This is a genomic window from Odoribacter sp. Z80 (assembly GCF_009935865.1).
In the GTDB taxonomy this organism is placed as follows: Bacteria; Bacteroidota; Bacteroidia; order Bacteroidales; family Marinifilaceae; genus Odoribacter.
Genome location: NZ_QWEL01000006.1, coordinates 67,452 through 84,775 on the forward strand (window position 1 = coordinate 67,452; position 17,324 = coordinate 84,775).

At 44.6% G+C, this 17,324-nt stretch carries 13 protein-coding genes; 11 read left to right on the forward strand and 2 right to left on the reverse strand.

Annotated features, from left to right (window positions below):
• The first annotated feature begins 46 nt into the window (after window positions 1-46).
• Window positions 47-1,180: a lipid-A-disaccharide synthase gene (gene lpxB, locus D1136_RS07155; RefSeq protein ID WP_161876945.1), complete on the forward strand. Its 1,134-nt coding sequence runs from the start codon at window positions 47-49 to the stop codon at window positions 1,178-1,180.
• On the opposite strand, the gene D1136_RS07160 is transcribed toward lpxB, so the two are convergent.
• Complete coding sequence (locus tag D1136_RS07160) at window positions 1,177-2,157, reverse strand: PCMD domain-containing protein (protein WP_161876946.1); 981 nt, start codon at window positions 2,155-2,157, stop codon at window positions 1,177-1,179. The genes lpxB and D1136_RS07160 overlap by 4 nt on opposite strands.
• Before the next feature lie 203 nt (window positions 2,158-2,360).
• Here D1136_RS07160 and D1136_RS07165 point away from each other — a divergent pair, with 203 nt between their 5' ends.
• The 7 genes from D1136_RS07165 to D1136_RS07195 are packed head-to-tail and all read left to right on the forward strand — an operon-like array spanning window position 2,361 to window position 11,050.
• Entirely contained in the window at window positions 2,361-3,677 is a 1,317-nt protein-coding gene (locus D1136_RS07165; RefSeq protein ID WP_161876947.1) for a TolC family protein, read from the forward strand.
• A gap of 27 nt (window positions 3,678-3,704) precedes the next feature.
• Window positions 3,705-4,907, forward strand: a complete 1,203-nt coding sequence (locus D1136_RS07170; RefSeq protein WP_161876948.1) for an efflux RND transporter periplasmic adaptor subunit — start codon at window positions 3,705-3,707, stop codon at window positions 4,905-4,907.
• 39 nt (window positions 4,908-4,946) lie between these two features.
• Entirely contained in the window at window positions 4,947-5,687 is a 741-nt protein-coding gene (locus tag D1136_RS07175) for an ABC transporter ATP-binding protein (protein ID WP_161876949.1), read from the forward strand.
• A gap of 33 nt (window positions 5,688-5,720) precedes the next feature.
• Window positions 5,721-6,941, forward strand: a complete 1,221-nt coding sequence (locus D1136_RS07180) for an ABC transporter permease (protein ID WP_161876950.1) — start codon at window positions 5,721-5,723, stop codon at window positions 6,939-6,941.
• 22 nt (window positions 6,942-6,963) lie between these two features.
• Complete coding sequence (locus D1136_RS07185) at window positions 6,964-7,995, forward strand: sensor histidine kinase (protein WP_161876951.1); 1,032 nt, start codon at window positions 6,964-6,966, stop codon at window positions 7,993-7,995.
• 38 nt (window positions 7,996-8,033) lie between these two features.
• Window positions 8,034-8,762: a LytTR family DNA-binding domain-containing protein gene (locus D1136_RS07190; RefSeq protein ID WP_161876952.1), complete on the forward strand. Its 729-nt coding sequence runs from the start codon at window positions 8,034-8,036 to the stop codon at window positions 8,760-8,762.
• A gap of 32 nt (window positions 8,763-8,794) precedes the next feature.
• Window positions 8,795-11,050 carry a cation:proton antiporter gene (locus D1136_RS07195; protein ID WP_161876953.1) on the forward strand — a complete coding sequence of 752 codons (2,256 nt, stop codon included), beginning with the start codon at window positions 8,795-8,797 and terminating at the stop codon, window positions 11,048-11,050.
• On the opposite strand, the gene D1136_RS07200 is transcribed toward D1136_RS07195, so the two are convergent.
• A complete protein-coding gene (locus tag D1136_RS07200) occupies window positions 11,019-12,386 on the reverse strand; it encodes an MATE family efflux transporter (RefSeq protein WP_370461322.1) in 1,368 nt (455 codons plus the stop codon). The genes D1136_RS07195 and D1136_RS07200 overlap by 32 nt on opposite strands.
• A gap of 173 nt (window positions 12,387-12,559) precedes the next feature.
• Between D1136_RS07200 and D1136_RS07205 the strand changes: the two genes are divergently transcribed.
• The 3 genes from D1136_RS07205 to D1136_RS07215 all read left to right on the forward strand — a co-directional run bounded on the left by D1136_RS07205 (window position 12,560) and on the right by D1136_RS07215 (window position 17,318).
• A complete protein-coding gene (locus D1136_RS07205) occupies window positions 12,560-13,348 on the forward strand; it encodes a 4Fe-4S binding protein (RefSeq protein WP_161876954.1) in 789 nt (262 codons plus the stop codon).
• On the forward strand, window positions 13,345-15,945 hold the full coding sequence (locus tag D1136_RS07210) for a hypothetical protein (RefSeq protein ID WP_161876955.1): 2,601 nt from the start codon (window positions 13,345-13,347) through the stop codon (window positions 15,943-15,945). Before D1136_RS07205 ends, D1136_RS07210 begins: the two co-directional genes overlap by 4 nt.
• Window positions 15,946-16,166: 221 nt before the next feature.
• Window positions 16,167-17,318, forward strand: a complete 1,152-nt coding sequence (locus D1136_RS07215) for a FecR family protein (RefSeq protein ID WP_161876956.1) — start codon at window positions 16,167-16,169, stop codon at window positions 17,316-17,318.
• Window positions 17,319-17,324: the final 6 nt, after the last annotated feature.

The following is a 17,324-nucleotide window of genomic DNA, read 5'->3' on the forward strand; positions in this document are numbered from 1 at the left end:
ACTATCTTTGCCGCATACAGTTTTGTCGGAAATAAAAAGGTTATTTATGCGTTATTATATTATTGCCGGAGAGGCTTCCGGAGATTTGCATGCTTCTAATCTGATCCGGGGATTGCGGCAAGAGGATCCAGAAGCGGCAATCCGGGGATGGGGGGGAGAATTGATGGAGCGGGCTGGCTGTGAGATTGTGCGGTATTACAAGGATACGGCTATCATGGGCTTTGTTACTGTGGTGAGAAACCTGGGAAAAATCAGGGAAAACATCCGTTTGTGTTGTGAAGACATCCGGGAATGGCAGCCAGATGTGGTGATTTTAGTGGATTATGCGGGTTTTAATTTGCGTATTGCCCGTTTTGCGAAAACAATCGGATTAAAGGTGTTTTATTATATTTCTCCTAAATTATGGGCCTGGAACACCGGAAGGGTAAAAAAGATTAAAAGGTATGTTGACCGGATGTACACTATTTTCCCCTTTGAAACGGAGTTTTATAAACGATACGGTTATCCGGTGCAGTATGGCGGGAATCCTTTGGTGGATGCCATTGCCGAACGTCCTTGCCGGGAAGAGACTTTCGAAGAATTTATCCGCGCCAATGATCTTCCTGATAAGCCGATTGTTGCTTTATTGGCGGGCAGCCGGACTCAAGAACTGAAATATGTGCTTCCCACGATGTTATCCATGGTCAGTCATTTCCCCGATTATCAATTTATTATAGCTGGAGCGCCTTCCATGCAGCAAAAGGATTACATGCCGTATGTGAAAGAGATTCCGGTGCGGATTGTGTACGGAGAGACTTACCGTTTGGTGAAACAGGCTAAAGCCGCTTTGGTTACGTCCGGAACGGCTACATTGGAAACTGCTCTGTTGAGAACGCCTCAGGTGGTTTGTTACAACGGTGAGGGAGGGTGGTTGTCTTATTATTTGTTCAAGTGGTTTGTGAAGGTAAAATATATTTCTCTGGTAAACCTGATTTTCGGCGGGGAACTGGTCCGTGAACTGATGATGCATCACCTTACGGAACAGAATGTGCTTCGGGAGTTGTCCCGCATTTTACATCAGGAACAAGACCGGGAAAGAATCGTTCAGGGGTACGATCAGGTTATTGAGCGGTTGGGTGCTCCCGGAGCGTCGGGACGTTTTGCCCGGATGATGGTCCGGGATTTGAGAGATATTCTTTAATATACCAATCCTACATTGTCAATCCAGAATTTTGCATCCGGGGTACCGATGTATGCTCCGCCGTGTCCGGAAGAAAAGCGTAGGATAATGTGGGTAGGTTGAGTATCAGGGTCTGCCCATCCGATTTCCTGGATGGGAACCATTTTACCCTTGCTGTTCAGGCAATGGGGTATATTTTCTTTTTGGGTTAATTTCATGTATGGTTTAAAAAAATCTTTGTCGGTGATGTTTCCGTAATGGACGGGAATACGATGGCCGTTTTGCCATCCGGCGGTTTCTTTATCATATCGTTCATAGGCTGTTCCCACCCGTTTGGCGAAGATGTTTCCTTCCTCATCTTCCCAGCGGTATTGTAGCAAGAGACAGGCTTCTGCGTTGTTCTGTTCCGGAATATTTACGATTTTACTGAATCCTGTGGCTTTGATTTGTTCTCCTCCCGGAGTGACTTTATAATCAAACTGAAGGGCTTTCGGACGTTTGGTGAAAGGGATGTTGTTGTTGAGTTTGCTTTGGGGATTCTTGGTATCTCGGACCGGTTCTATGATTTCTCCGAGAAAGATGGTGCCGGTTGCTAAAACGGAGATATTGATTAATCCGAGCACCTTCACTTTTTCCATACGGGTTTCGAGGCGGGCGCAATGCCCCTGTTCTCTTTTTTCCGGAAAAACCGTTACACTGGCTTTGTATATCCCGCTGACCTTTGCCATGACGGTTGAAGTGGCCCACGGCGATTCTTCTCTTTGGTAGGGTGTGTTATTTTTCAGGGTATCGCCGGAAGCTATTTCGTAGAGGTATTTAGTGTTTCCTCCTATAATCAGAGATTCATCGACCACTCTTACCATCCAACGGTCCATATCTCCGAAAGCAATGGGTACTATGATTTCTTTCCGGTTTTGTGCGGTCAGAGAGACTGGTAAAAAGCAGGAGAGAATAAAAAAACAGAGAACGTTTTTTATGGAAGAGGAAATTTTTGTCATGTATTATTTTTTGAGGTATATATAGAAGTCTGTTTTTTGCTTAGCAAAAAAAATGCCAACCGGGTCGTTTTAGAATATAAAAAGAATATGTTAGTCGGGAAAATCTCCTTTTTCGTCGGTAAAACAGGGCCGGAGGTCTAATAAAATTGAGGGAATGCGGGGAATGCCTTTATTTTTGTCATATAAAAATGAAACTGTCAGATATGAATTATTCTTGGAAAGGTCTTGTGGCCGGATTGTTGTTGTCTGTCACTATTTCTGTCGGTGCGCAGGAAAAAGTGGCAGTCTGGGATTTTAAATCCTGTTTGTCGTATGCCCGTAGTCAAAATATTCAGATTCGGAAGAGCCGCGTAGCTTCGGAGGAAGGGAGTGAAAATGTCTTGCAAGCTAAAGCTGAGCGTTTGCCATCGCTTTCTTTTTCTACTTCTCACGATTATACCAATCATCCCCGTCCGGAAGGCGGAGCCAGGAACTCTTATTCCGGTTCGTATGCATTGAGGTCGTCTGTTTCTCTTTATAACGGAGGAAAGTTGAAAAAGAACATCCAGCAGACGGAATTGCAGTCTCAGGTTCGGGAATTAGCTGTCGAAGAGGCGGAAAATGAGATTGAAGTGGCTGTTATGCAAGCTTTTGTACAAATATTGTATATCCATGAAACGGTACAGATCAATGCTAATACGGTGGAAGTATCCAAAGCGCAGTGGGAGAGAGGAAAAGAATTGCTGGCGGCCGGTTCTTTATCACAGGCTGATTTGGCCCAGTTGGAGGCCCAGTATACTTCGGACCAGTATCAATTGGTGGTTGCCCGTACTTCTTTGAGTACGGCCCAATTGGAATTAAAGCAGTTGCTGGAGTTGGGGATAAACGACCGGATGGAGTTGTCTATGCCGGAGATAACGGAAGAACGCGTTTTAACTGTGTTGCCTGTAAAAGAGAGTATTTACCTGACCTCTTTGGGGGTTATGCCGGAAGTAAAATATAATCGTTTAAATGTTGAGATTGCCGGAATAGAAAAATCCAGGGCATGGTCGGGTTATTTACCCAGCCTGAATCTTTCGGCAGGGGTGGGTACTGCTCATTCATCCGGTATGGGAAGAGGTTTTGGCACGCAGGTCAGAAACAATTGGAATGAGAGTGTTGGGTTGACCTTGAGTGTTCCGATTTACAGCAATCGTACCAATCGTACGGCAGTGAATCTGGCCAGATTAAATATCGAAAATGCAGAACTGGATTATGAAAATGTGCGGAAAGGCTTGTTGAAATCCATAGAGACCGTGTATCAGGATGCCATTTCTGCACAGGAGCGGTTTCGTTCCGCGCAGGAGAATTTAAAGGCCACCGGTTTATCTTTTGAACTGACACAACAACAGTTTTCGTTAGGAATGAAAAATACCGTAGAGATGTTGACCGAAAAGAATCATTTTTTGTCGGCTCAGCAAGAATTGGTCCAGGCCAAATACATGGCCATCCTGAATATTCAGTTACTGAACTTTTATCAGGGAAAAGAAATGGATTTGTAAAGACGGATAACCCTAAAAAAATATATAATGGAAAATGGAAAATTCATACGCATAGGTGTGACTTTACTATGCACGGGAGCGGTAATCTGGTGTTTGAACGGTTGTTCTTCCGGGGAAAAAATGAAATGGCAGACTGTAAAAGTAGCTCGTCATTCTATGTCTAATATGGTGTCGGCTACAGGTACGGTGGAACCGGTGACCAAGGTGGAAGTCGGCACTCAGGTGTCCGGAATCATAGACCGGATTTATGTGGATTACAATAGTGTTGTGAAAAAAGGGCAGTTAATCGCAGAAATGGATAAAGTGACTTTGCAGGCTGATTTGTCTTCCCAGGAAGCACAATTGGCAAATGCTAAAGCGGAGTATGATTATCAGCAAAAGAATTATGCCAGAAGTAAGGTTTTGTATGAAAAGAAGTTGATTAGCGATGTGGATTATGAGGCGGCAGTTTATAATTATGAGAAGGCGAAAAGCAGTTATGAAAAGTCTTGTGCCGATATTATAAAAGTGCGGAGGAATCTGGGGTACGCCGTTATTACCAGTCCCATAGACGGAGTTGTGGTTAGCCGTGAGGTGGAAGAAGGGCAGACGGTGGCTGCGGGATTTGAAACTCCGACATTGTTTACCATTGCCAAGGATTTGACGGAGATGCAGGTGATTGCTGATGTGGATGAGGCAGATATAGGGCAAGTGGAGGAGGGACAACGGGTCAGTTTTTCCGTAGATGCCTATCCGAATGATGTTTTTGAAGGCAAGGTGACTCAGGTCCGTTTGGAAGCTATGGTGGAGTCGAATGTGGTTACCTATGAAGTGGTCATCAGTGCTCCCAATCCGGATTTAAAATTAAAACCGGGGTTGACGGCTACGGTTTCTATCTATACTCTGGAAAAGGACAATGTGCTGGCCATACCACCGAAGGCTTTGCGTTTTATACCTGACGAAACTATGATGGAAGCCATGGGAGTTGAGGTTAGAGCCATACCGGTTGAAAATCCGGCCTTGCAAAAAACGGTTTGGCTGAAAAACGGAGAGGTGCTGGAGCAAAAAGAAATAAAAACCGGAACTGCCACAAGTACTTTGATGGAAGTGTGCTGCGGGTTGTCTGAAGGACAGGAGATTGTGGTGGGGATGGATTCCGGTTTGAAGAAGGGACGGGGACCGCAGCAAGCTGAAACTGGAGCCAGTCCCTTTATGCCTAAACCTCCGGGAAGCGGAAAGAAAAATAAGTAATTATCAAAATCGGGGATTCTGTTATTTAGGATAATTGGAATGAATGCAATAATTGAATTAAAAGAGATCAAGCGGGATTTCAGGATAGGGAATGAAACCGTCCATGCTTTACGGGGAGTTTCCTTTGCTATTGAGGCGGGAGAATTTGTGACGATAATGGGAACAAGCGGATCGGGAAAATCTACCTTGCTGAATATTTTGGGATGTCTCGATACTCCTACTTCCGGAGAGTATTGGTTAGATGGTTATTCCGTCCGGCAGATGGGAAAAAACGAACGTGCGGAGTTGCGAAATCATAAAATAGGTTTTGTTTTTCAATCCTATAATTTGTTACCGAAGACGACATCCATAGAGAATGTGGAATTGCCTTTGATGTATAATTCTTCTGTTTCGGCGAAAGAACGGGAACGGAAAGCGGTGGAGGCGTTGAAGGCAGTGGGGTTGCAGGACCGTTTGTATCATAAGTCCAATCAGATGTCGGGAGGGCAGCAACAGCGGGTAGCTATTGCGCGGGCATTGGTAAATGATCCGGTGCTGATTCTGGCTGATGAAGCAACCGGAAATCTGGATACCCGCACGTCTTTTGAGATTCTGACTTTGTTTCAGGAGCTGCATGCCAGGGGCCGTACCATAGTTTTTGTAACTCATAATCCGGAGCTGGCAGCTTACAGCAGCCGTACGATTGTACTGAAAGACGGAAGGGTGGTTCAGGATACCTGCAATGCAGATATTGCTTCGGCTAAAGAGACATTGGCGACTTTACCCGAAACCGAAGATTAGATTTTCTACTTTGTCATACGATATACAACAGATATGAATTTTACGAATTTATTCAGAATCGCTTTACGGGCTTTAGGGAACAATAAGATGCGGGGATTCCTTACGATGTTGGGAATTATCATCGGTGTAGCTTCCGTCATTACGATGCTGGCCATTGGTCAGGGCTCAAAGCGAAGCATCCGTGCCCAGATATCGGAAATGGGTTCCAATATGATTATGATTCATCCGGGGGCCGATATGCGGGGAGGAGTAAGGCAGGACCCGGCAGCTATGCAAAGCCTGAAGCTGGACGATTACGAATCTATACTCCGCGAGACCCGTTATGTTTCTGCCTGTTCTCCTTCTGTAAGCAGCAACGGGCAGGCTATTTACGGTGCCAATAATTATCCGACGAGTATGTATGGCATTCATCCCGATTATCTGGAAATCCGCAAATATACTCTGACTGAGGGAGAGATGTTCAGCGAGCAGGATATTGTCAGTTCGTCTAAAGTATGTGTGGTGGGAAAAACTGTTGTTGACAATTTGTTTACGAATGGGGAGAATCCGCTGGGTAAAATTATCCGGTTTGGTAAAATTCCTTTCCGCATCATTGGGGTATTGACTTCTAAAGGATATAATACAATGGGAATGGACCAGGACGATCTCATCTTAGCACCTTATACAACCGTTCAAAAACGTGTTCTGGCCATTACCCATTTACAGAGTATATTTTGTTCGGCTTTGAGTGAGGCTCAGACAGAATTGGCGGAAGAAGAGATTTCGAGCCTCCTGCGGCGAAATCATAAATTAAAGGAAACGGATGACGATGATTTTAATATCCGGTCACAGCAGGAGTTGAGTACGATGATGAATTCTACATCGGATATGATGACGGTATTGTTGGCTTGTATTGCCGGAATTTCTTTATTGGTCGGAGGAATTGGCATCATGAATATCATGTATGTGTCGGTGACTGAGCGGACCCGGGAGATTGGACTGCGGATGTCTATTGGAGCGAAGGGTAGGGATATTTTGGCTCAATTTCTGATCGAAGCTATACTGATCAGTGTTACAGGAGGATTAATCGGGGTGATTTTAGGGATAGGGGCTTCCTGGTTGGTCAGGGTGGTTGCAGGATGGCCGGTTTACGTGGAATGGTATTCTGTCGTACTTTCTTTTGTGGTCTGCACGGTAACCGGTATTTTTTTCGGATGGTATCCGGCCCGGAAAGCTTCTAACCTGGACCCGATCGAGGCTATTCGTTATGAGTAATTTTTCATATCTTTGTCCGGAGATGAGAAAAAATAAGGCTTTACCCTATATTATCCAACTGATCGGATGGGGAATCGTTTTTGGTTTCCCTCTTTTTCTGACCTGGAAAGGACCGGAGGTTATGACGTGGACCCGCTATTTAGGTTATGTTTTTGTGCCGGTGGCATTTATGATTGTTTTTTATGCCAATTACTCTCTATTGATAGACCGCATTCTTTTCCGGAAGAATTTGTTGCAGTTTTTGCTGTCCAATGTGATTTTGTTTATTGTTTTGAATCTGGGACTGGAGTGGTGGCGTAGTTATTATTTTTTGCATTATGTTTCCCGGGAACTCCCTCATGCAGGGCCTCCGAAGATCATGTTTATGTTCCGTGACCTGCTGATGATGGGGTTGACGGCGGCCTTAAGTGTAGCCATCCGGATGACGGAAAACTGGTACGTGATTGAGGGGGAAAAGCGCGAATTGGAAAAGGTGCGTACGGAAGCTGAGTTGCAAAATCTGAAAAGCCAGTTGAATCCTCATTTTTTGTTTAACACCCTGAATAATATTTATTCTCTGATTGCAGTATCTCCGGACCGGGCTCAATATGCCGTGCATGCGCTGAGCCGTATGTTACGGCATGTCTTGTATGAAGATAAAGAGCAATTTGTCGTTTTGGAGCAGGAATTGTTGTTTATAAAAAGTTACATCGAATTGATGAGCCTGAGATTGTCGGAAAAAACCGATTTACAAGTCAGCATACCCGAAGACGGCCATGGGAAGATTATTGCTCCCTTGCTTTTTATTAGCTTGATTGAGAATGCCTTCAAGCATGGAATCAGTCCTTCGGAGCCTTCTTTCATTTATATTTGCCTGAAATTGGAAGACCGGAAAATTTATTGCCGGATAGAAAACAGTAATTTTCCCAAAAAAGATAATGACCGGAGCGGTTCGGGGATAGGTTTGGCTAACCTCCATAAGCGTCTGGACTTGTTGTATCCGGGACAGTACAGCTTGGAGACCGGAGTGAAGGGTGATAAATTTGTAGCCTGTCTGCAGATTGATTTGCAGTGAATGCCTATGGGAAACTGGGGTATAGTAAAGTATCGGAAATGGAATTGAATTGTCTCATTGTGGATGATGAGCCGTTGGCTCTGGATTTGCTGGAAGCTTATGTCCAAAGGACTCCTTTTTTAAGGCTTTGTGCCCGATGCGGAAGTGCTCTGGAGGTTTTGCAATTGCTGGATGAGCATTCGATAGACCTGATTTTTCTGGATATCCAGATGCCGGAACTGACCGGGTTGGAATTGTCACGTATTGTCGGGGAAAAGGCAAAGATTATTTTTACTACGGCCTTTGAACAATATGCTCTGGAAGGATTCCGGGTGAATGCTTTGGATTATTTACTGAAACCAATCAGTTATCCGGAATTTCTGAAAGCGGCCCATAAGGCTCTGGAGTGGTTTGAAATGAGCCGGGAAAAATTTGCTTTGACCGAACGGACAAAACCGGAGGAGGAGTGTATTTATGTTAAATCGGATTATAAATTGTTGAAGATAGAATTATCCCGTATTTGTTATATTGAGGGATTGAAAGATTATGTGAAGATTTTTGTAGAAGACAGTACTCATCCTGTTGTTTCTCTAATCAGTATGAAAGCTTTGGAGGAAATGTTACCTGCGGCTTCTTTTATCCGGATTCACCGTTCTTATATTGTCAATTTAAACCGGGTGAGTGTGGTGGAGCGTAACCGTATTGTTTTCGGTAAGACTTATTTGCCTGTTTCGGATTCTTATAAAGAGAAGTTTTTGGAATTCATTCACCGCAAGATGATAAAGTAATTTTATCTTTGTCGTGAATTTAGAAGGTATATATGTCTCATTTGCCAACATTGATTACAGACCTGGCCATTATCTTAGGTGCTGCAGGTTTGATGACCCTTATTTTTAAACGGCTGAAGCAACCTTTGGTGTTGGGGTATATTGTTGCGGGTATTCTTGCAGGTTCTCATGTAACGATAACTCCGACGGTGATGGATGCCGGAAATGTGCAGACCTGGGCGGATATCGGAGTTGTTTTTCTTCTGTTTGCCTTGGGGCTGGAGTTTAGCTTTAAGAAACTGATGAGGGTAGGGGGACCGGCTGTCATTGCTGCTATGACTGTTATTCTGGGGATGATTGTGCTGGGATATTTGGTGGGCGTGGTGTTGGGTTGGAAACAGATGGACAGTATTTTTTTGGGAGGGATGCTGGCCATGTCTTCTACTTCCATTATATATAAAGCATTTGACGACCTTGGTTTGCGGACCCAGCGGTTTACCGGCTTGGTGTTCGGCATTCTGGTGATAGAGGATTTGGTGGCTATCGTGTTGATGGTGATGTTGTCAACTATGGTGGTAAGTAAGAATTTTGAGGGGATGGAAATGGTGTATAGTATCGGGAAGCTTTTGTTTTTTTTATTATTATGGTTTTTGACCGGGATTTATATCATACCTACTTTTTTTCGTCGCACCCGTTTATTGATGGGTGATGAAACGTTGCTGATCGTTTCTTTGGGGTTGTGTTTGTCTATGGTGGTATTTGCTACCTATGTCGGTTTTTCTTCTGCCTTAGGAGCTTTTGTTATGGGGTCTATTCTGGCCGAAACAATTGAGGCTGAAACAATTGAGCGTTTGGTTAAGCCCGTAAAAGATCTGTTTGCTGCCATATTTTTCGTTTCGGTCGGAATGATGGTGGATCCGGGGATGATTATGGAGTATTTCTGGCCTGTCATCCTGATTACGTTGGCTGTTTTGGTGGGGCAGGCCACTTTTGGCACGCTGGGGGTGGTATTGGCCGGTCAGCCTTTGAAAACCGCTCTTCAGTCCGGTTTTTGTCTGACTCAGATCGGGGAGTTTGCTTTTATTATTGCGGGTTTAGGAATGACGATGCACGTAACGAGTCATTTTTTGTATCCCATTGTTGTGGCAGTGGCGGTGATTACTACTTTTCTGACTCCTTATATGATTCGGGCGGCTGGTCCTGTTTATCCTTATGTGGAGAAGAATCTGCCCCGTAAATGGAGGCGTTTTATTGAGCATTATACTTCAGGTACCCGGGTGGTGAATCATGAAAGCAATTGGAAGAAACTTCTGACTTCCTTGATTCATATTGTTGTGATTTATTCAGTGATTGTTATAGCCATACTGATTATATCCTTTAATTTTTTAGTTCCGTTGGTTCGGATGCATATTCCCGGGTTTTGGGGGTCTTTGCTTTGTGCAGGGCTGATTCTGCTTCTGATATCTCCTTTTCTGAGAGCCATTGTCGCTAAAAAAAATCATTCCGTGGAGTTCCGTCTTTTATGGGAGGACGGTTATTTTAGCCGGGCTTATCTGGTTTCATTGGTCATTTTCCGTTTTGTTCTGGCCATTGTGTATGTGATGGTGGTTATCATGTCCCTTTTCCAGGCTTCCGTCGGTTTGTTGCTGGGCATTGCCTGTGTGTTGATGGCTGTTATTTTTTATTCCCGTTATCTGAAAAAGCAATCCATTCAGATAGAGCGTCATTTTTTGCACAATTTCCGGGTGAGGGAAGTGTATGCCCGTCATTCCGGAGGTAAGGTGCCTCCCCGGTTTGCAGGGCATTTATTATCCAGGGATTTGCATCTGGCGGATTTTGTTATTCCGTCGGATTCTTTGTGGGTGGGGTATACTTTATCGGAATTGGCTTTGGGAAACCGGTTTGATGTGATGGTCGTAGCTATTTTCAGGGGACAGAATTGCATCAATATCCCCGGAGGGATGGAAAGACTTTTCCCTCAGGACCGTATACAAGTGATTGGTAGCGATGAGCAATTGGAACGCTTTGGGGAGAAATTACAGACGATGACTTTACCTCCTGCGGATTCTGACCTCACCCAGAGTGAAGTTTGTTTGAAACAATTTGTCGTGGACGAAGAATCTTCGTTGAAGGGAAAGAGTATACGGGAGTCGGGCATACGGGAAAAGTACAGATGTGTGGTTGTGGGGATGGAGCGGGGAACTGCCTCTCTGAGGAATCCTGATGCAGATACGGTTTTTGAGGCAGGCGATTTGGTTTGGGTGGTAGGCGAAGAGCTTAATGTATACGATTTACTGAATTGGAAATGATGGAGACGGATTTTTGTTTCCAATAGAAAAATATGGCAATAATAGTAGCCATCAGGTCGGCGAAAGGAATAGCTAACCAGATTCCGTTGAGTCCCCAGTGGTTGGAAAAAAGTCCCAAAGCAGGAATCAGGAATACAAATTGACGGGAAATGTTCATGATGATGGCTTTAGGAGCCTGGCGGACGGATTGGAAATAGCTGGTCACTATGATTTGAAATCCAATCAGGGGCATAGCCAAAAAAGTAAGCCTTAATCCGTTTTCGCTGATTTTCAGTAGGGTGGGGTCAGTGGTAAAGGCTTTCACCAGCCACGGGGCCAATCCTTCCCCCAGGATAAAGCCGATGCAGGCAATCAGACTGCCGGTGTAGATGGCTGTTCGTAATGTATGGGCTACCAGTTTCTGTTTTCCGGTGGCATAATTGTAACTTAGGATTGGTTGCATGCCCTGGCATATTCCCATGAGTAACATCGAAATTTGTATGGAGTAACTGCTGATGATTCCGTACGCACCAATGGCATAATCGCCTCCGTAATTTTCCAGATAGCGGTTCATGATGATGTTGACCATTCCTGTGGTGATGTTCATGATGAAGGCTGCCATACCAATTCCGATGATATTGAGGAGGATCAGAGGTTCGGGTATCAGGCAGTTGAATTGCAGTCGCAAGGAGGAGCGGGGACTGTGGAAATGCAGGAGCAAAAGTAGGGAACTGATGCACATGGATAGTACGGTGGCTATGGCGGCTCCTTCAATACCCAGCCGGAAGCCGAAGATGAAAATGGGATCGAGAAGGATATTGGCTATGACGCCGGTGAGGATGATTACCATCGATTGTCTGGAAGAACCTGCGGCCCGGATGCTGTTGCAAAAAGTAAAATTCAGGTTGGTGAGCAAACTCCCCGGAATAAGGATGGTGAGGTACTTACGGGCATAGGGGATGGTGTGTTCACTTCCTCCGAAAGCATATAAAATTTCATCTAAGTAATACAATGAAAAAAGGATAAGCAGAAGGGATAAAATGAAATTCAGGAATATGGCATTTCCGAGGATTTTACAGGCTAAACGCGGGTTGCGGAGTGAGATGGCAGCAGAAATGCGGGCAGCACCACCGACCCCTGTGAGCGTTCCTATCGTTCCTAACAGGGAAATGCATGGCAGAGTAAGGGCTAATCCGCAGATGGCCAAAGCTCCCGCACCTTGTCCGATGAATATCCGGTCTACAATATTATAGAGCGATAAGACTATCATATTCAGCATGGCGGGATAGGCATAATTCCTGAAAAGCTTGCGTATATCCCGGACGTCGGTGGTATGGTTGGGAAAAATGTTTTCCACGTTGTTGATTTAGCTGATGAATTGACAAAATTAGTAAAAATTCATGAGAGGCCATATTTCTTTTATAAGAACTGACTTGTGTCCTGTTTTAAGCAGATTAACAAGAAAGAGTTAAAATTTGGAAATAAGGAGGGAAAGACTAATTTTGTAAAAATACCAAGGAGGAGTTATTTATGGAATATACCTGTTCTCATTTGATTTGTTTTTCGCCGACCCGTTCTTCTCATTTGATAGGGGAGAAAATTATGTATGGCATAGGTTCGGAACGTACTGGTAAGACTGATCTGACTTATGAAGGATTGAGGAAACCGTTGCGAATAAGAAATGAAATCGTTGTAATAGCTGTTCCGGTTTACGGCGGACGTGTAGCTGCAACAGCACTCGAACGGATGGAGCTTGTCCGGGGGGAGCAAACTCCGGCAGTTCTGGTCGTAGTGTATGGCAACCGCGATTATGATGATGCATTGTTGGAATTAAAGGATTGGAGTGTGGCCCATGGATTTTGTCCGATAGCTGCCGGTGCTTTTATCGGAGAGCATTCCTACAGCCGGGAGCATTTCCCGATAGCTGCCCATCGTCCGGACGGGCAGGATTTGACCGAGGCAGTGGATTTCGGAAGAAAAATACGTCATTTGGTGGAAACGGGTGCAGAAGGCTGGGGAGAACTTGTCGTTAAGGGGAATTATCCTTATAAAGTAAACGGGCCGAAAACTCCGCAAACGCCTCAAACAGACCAGGCTGTCTGTACTTTATGCGGATTTTGCAGTGAAATATGTCCTGTTCAGGCTATTTCGGTCCAGGAAGAGAGAATTGTGAGCAGTGCCGAAGCTTGTATAAAATGTTGTGCTTGTGTCAAACAATGTCCTGTTCACGCGCGGATTTTTAATACTCCTTATACGGAAATGCTTTTTCAGAAATTCAGTGCCCGTCGTGCTCCGGAGTTATTTTTTCCACAGAGATGAAAAAGATTATTGTTTTGTTAGCGGTTGTAGTGGGTATGTGGGCGTTCGCATCCCCGGAAGTGGAAGATTTCCGGGTGCGGTTAGTTAAAAATATGCTGGATTTTGTGGGTAAGCTCCCCCAGGAAAAAGTGTATTTGCATACGGACCGCGACCATTATCAGGTGGGTGATAAAGTGTGGCTTAGGGCATATCTGGCTAATGCAATTACCCACCAGGAATCGAAATACAGCCGTTATGTGTATGTAGAGTTACTGGACCGTCAGGATAGTATTTATGCCAGGGTAAAATTGTCTTGCCGGGATTCGGTTTTTGCCGGATATGTACCTTTATCAAAAAAATTGCCTCAGGGAGATTATTTTTTACGGGCGTATTCTTATTGGATGCAGAATGCAGGTGACGATTATATCGGCCGAAAAAAAATCAGGGTAATCAATCCGGAAGCTTCCAAAGTACAGACAGACATCCGTTTTAAGGAGAACGGAACTGTTGCTGAAATACGTTTTTTTAATTCCCGGAATGAGTCCTATACTGACGTGGCAGTAGGATATGAACTGAACGGGAAATCTGTAGTTAAACGAACGGATGATGAAGGGTGCATACAAGTAGGAATAGATACGACTGTTTATGAAAAAACAATGACAGTGAATTTCCGGTACAGTGACCCTTTCTTTTTTGAGCGTACGTTATATTTGCCCGACCCTCAGAAGGATTTTTATGTCAGTTTTTTTCCGGAAGGAGGAGGATTGGTGTCCGGTTGCCAACAGACTGTCGCTTTTAAAGCTCTGGGCTCCGACGGTCTTTCCAGGGAGGTATCGGGTGTGGTTTATAACAGCAAGGATGAGCAAGTGGGGTGGGTGCAAAGTATTTCGCACGGGATGGGTTCATTTCAATTACAGGTTGAGCCTGACGAACGGTATTATGTGGTCTGCACTTCTTCGGAACAGGTACAAAAACGGTTTGAGCTGCCGGTTCCGGATCGCTATGCCGTGGCATTAAAATTATTTCCGGGAAGGGGGAAAGTGGGATATGCGATTTTGGCGGCCGATAGTGTCCGGCTTCCGGAAAGATTATATCTTTTAATACATAGCCGGGGCTTGCCGTTGGCTTGTGAAGAGGTCACGGAAGCTTCCCGGGGAGTGATTGAACTGGCGAAATTTCCGGAAGGTATATTGCATTTTGTATTGTTGGACGGAAAATGCCGTATTCTAAGCCAGCGTTTGTATTTTTCTTATTCGGAGAATCGTCCGGAAATAGTTTTAAAAACAGAGCGTCCCAGGTATAAAATCCGGGAAGGTGTACAGTTAAAGATGCAGATATTGGCGGATAGTATGGCTGATTGCAGAGGTTCTTTTTCTGTTGCGGTTACTGATGACAGTAAATGTGACCGGGATTCCTTGCAGGGCAATATCATATCGTCTTTATTGCTGACTTCGGATTTGCGTGGGTATATTGAAGATCCTGCTTTTTATTTCCGGGATAACCGGAGTTTTACCCGCACTTGTATGGATGTGTTGATGCTGACTCAGGGATGGACCCGTTTTGAACTCCGGCAGGTCTATGAGCAGAAGTATGATTCGCTGCAGTATTATATGGAGAGAGGGCAGGCTATTTCCGGTCAGGTAAAGAATTTCTGGGGAAAAGAGGCTGCCAATGCTAAATTGACGTTGCTGGGAACGAACGGATTGGTCCAGTTTGTAAATGCCGATGCGGAGGGGCATTTTATGATAGAGAAAATCAGTTTTCCGGATAGTACCCAGTTTGTGTTGAGTGCTACGACGGAAAAGGGGCGCAAGACCGTGGAAGTTCAGGTTGACCAGGATAAATTTTTACCTCCTGCAGTCCGGCTCCCCTATGGCAAAGGGCTTGAACAGAAAGAGAATCAGTTTTACAGAAAATTTACCCAGGACTATTATTATGATAACGGAATAAGAGTATATGTGTTGGATGAAGCGGAAATAGTCCGCAGTAAGAAAACGAAGGCTTATTCGTTTTATGACCACTTGGCGGACCATACTTTGGATTCGTTGGTGTTGGCGGGAATGTCCCGGATGAGCATTGCTGAACTGCTGAGGCTGTTACCCGGCATTCATGTCATAGGGGATTCTGTTGAGCGATACGGAAAATCCATACCTGTTTTTGTAAATGAGATAGAAGAGGCGGACCGTAGTTTTATGACTTTGCTGAGACCCGATGATTTGGTGAGTGTAAATTTAATTTTACCTCCCCGGTCTGCGACTTTATTTGGACGTAAAGCGGAGAACGGTATTATTTTGTTGAATACCAAGCCGAATTATATCCGGAAAGATTTGCCGCGTCCGGACATTGCCATTTTTTCCATTTTGGGGTATCAGAAACCGGAAGTTTTTTATATGCCTCATTATGAGGTAGATTCTGTGCGTATGGCTTTGGTGGATAGTGTGGACCAACGTATTACCGTATATTGGAATCCTAAAGTAGAAACAAATGCCGAGGGGCAAGCGGTTTGTTTTTTTACTACTGCTGACAGCGACGGGCCTTATACAATTGTTGTTGAAGGTATTCTCCAAAACGGTACTGTGTGCCGTCAGGAAAAAAAGATTTATTCGGGAGTCAGATAAACTTCCACCGTGTTTTCAAACCAGAGAACTTTCTGTTTGCGTTATCGTCATTTCGCCAGGGAATGACCAGGGGGGGCTATTCCCGGAAACGGGAGAGTAAGAGAGAATATGTGATTAATTGCTGAAGATTGTAAAAAAATCAGAAAAAAAACGATTTTTCATTCACCCTTATATATTAAAAAATTGTTTAACTATCGAAAGAAGATTAAACAAATATTTGAATGGATATAGGGAAGATTATAACATTCCTACCGCTTTGGTTAAAGGGTGAAGCTACTTTGGAACAGGAAGAGGCACTGAAAGTATGGCTGGAGGAAAGTGATGAGAACCGGCAATTGTTCCGCGAGTGGTGTAGCCTGTATTTTCGTGTGGGATATCTCCGGCATTGGGATAAAATTGATTGGAGGGAAGGGGTAAAAGTATGCCGGATCAGGAGGAGTCGGATGCGTTTCAGGAAGTTGGGTTATTGGTTTTCCGGTATTGCTGCGATGTGTTTGCTCAGTGTGGGGTTGCTTTCCCGTTTGAGAAGTCCGGAACAGGTGGAGATAGGGATGGAGATTGCGGAGACTGTAAAAATCGGGGAGAGGAAGGCGGTGCTGACACTGGCTGACGGACGGAAAGTGGAGCTGGATTCGAAAAAGGTAGTGATGGACCTCGGTCATGTGACGGCTGAGGGGGATTCCCTGTCTGGATTGGTGTATCATTCTGTGAGAGATTCGTTGAAAGAGGAATCGGAGTATAATACGTTGAGTGTACCGCGGGGAGGTGAGTATATTTTGACTTTATCGGACGGAACACGGGTTTGGTTGAATTCAGAAACGGAAATGACCTATCCGGTAGCTTTTTCTGGTGATAAACGGGAAGTGTCTGTCGTCGGTGAAGCTTTTTTTGTCGTGAAAAAGGAGAGAGAGCGGCCCTTTGTGGTACGGACACAGCAGACCCGGACTACCGTGTTGGGGACAGCTTTCAATGTTATGGCCTATGAAGGAAAGCAGCAGACGGAGATTACTTTGGTACAGGGATGTGTTGCTGTAAGCGCCGGAGGAAAAGATTGCAGGATTGAACCCGGCCAACAGGTTTCCGTCGATAATATTTCTTTGCAGATGGAGAAGCACGATGTCAATGTGGCTTATTTTATTTCCTGGAAAGAAGGATTGTTTGATTTCGATTGCATGAAATTAAGTGAGTTGTGTGAAAAATTGGGGCGTTGGTATGATGTGGATTTCTTTTTTGAGAATCCCGGATTGGGAGATAAACGGTTTACCGGGGCTGTAAAAAAGAATAACAGTTTACAGTTTATGCTGGATTTTGTGGAAAAAACGGCGGGAGTACATTTTGAGGTGAAAGGAAAAACAATCAGGGTCTATGATTAACAGATA

What these genes read in the sequence shown, in the direction of transcription:
- D1136_RS07170 (WP_161876948.1), top strand. Translation starts at nt 3,705, where the DNA reads ATGGAAAATGGAAAATTCATACGCATAGGTGTGACTTTACTATGCACG.
- D1136_RS07160 (WP_161876946.1), bottom strand. Translation starts at nt 2,157, where the DNA reads ATGACAAAAATTTCCTCTTCCATAAAAAACGTTCTCTGTTTTTTTATT.
- D1136_RS07165 (WP_161876947.1), top strand. Translation starts at nt 2,361, where the DNA reads ATGAATTATTCTTGGAAAGGTCTTGTGGCCGGATTGTTGTTGTCTGTC.
- D1136_RS07195 (WP_161876953.1), top strand. Translation starts at nt 8,795, where the DNA reads ATGTCTCATTTGCCAACATTGATTACAGACCTGGCCATTATCTTAGGT.
- D1136_RS07215 (WP_161876956.1), top strand. Translation starts at nt 16,167, where the DNA reads ATGGATATAGGGAAGATTATAACATTCCTACCGCTTTGGTTAAAGGGT.
- D1136_RS07185 (WP_161876951.1), top strand. Translation starts at nt 6,964, where the DNA reads ATGAGAAAAAATAAGGCTTTACCCTATATTATCCAACTGATCGGATGG.
- D1136_RS07180 (WP_161876950.1), top strand. Translation starts at nt 5,721, where the DNA reads ATGAATTTTACGAATTTATTCAGAATCGCTTTACGGGCTTTAGGGAAC.
- D1136_RS07190 (WP_161876952.1), top strand. Translation starts at nt 8,034, where the DNA reads ATGGAATTGAATTGTCTCATTGTGGATGATGAGCCGTTGGCTCTGGAT.
- D1136_RS07205 (WP_161876954.1), top strand. Translation starts at nt 12,560, where the DNA reads ATGGAATATACCTGTTCTCATTTGATTTGTTTTTCGCCGACCCGTTCT.
- D1136_RS07210 (WP_161876955.1), top strand. Translation starts at nt 13,345, where the DNA reads ATGAAAAAGATTATTGTTTTGTTAGCGGTTGTAGTGGGTATGTGGGCG.
- lpxB (WP_161876945.1), top strand. Translation starts at nt 47, where the DNA reads ATGCGTTATTATATTATTGCCGGAGAGGCTTCCGGAGATTTGCATGCT.
- D1136_RS07175 (WP_161876949.1), top strand. Translation starts at nt 4,947, where the DNA reads ATGAATGCAATAATTGAATTAAAAGAGATCAAGCGGGATTTCAGGATA.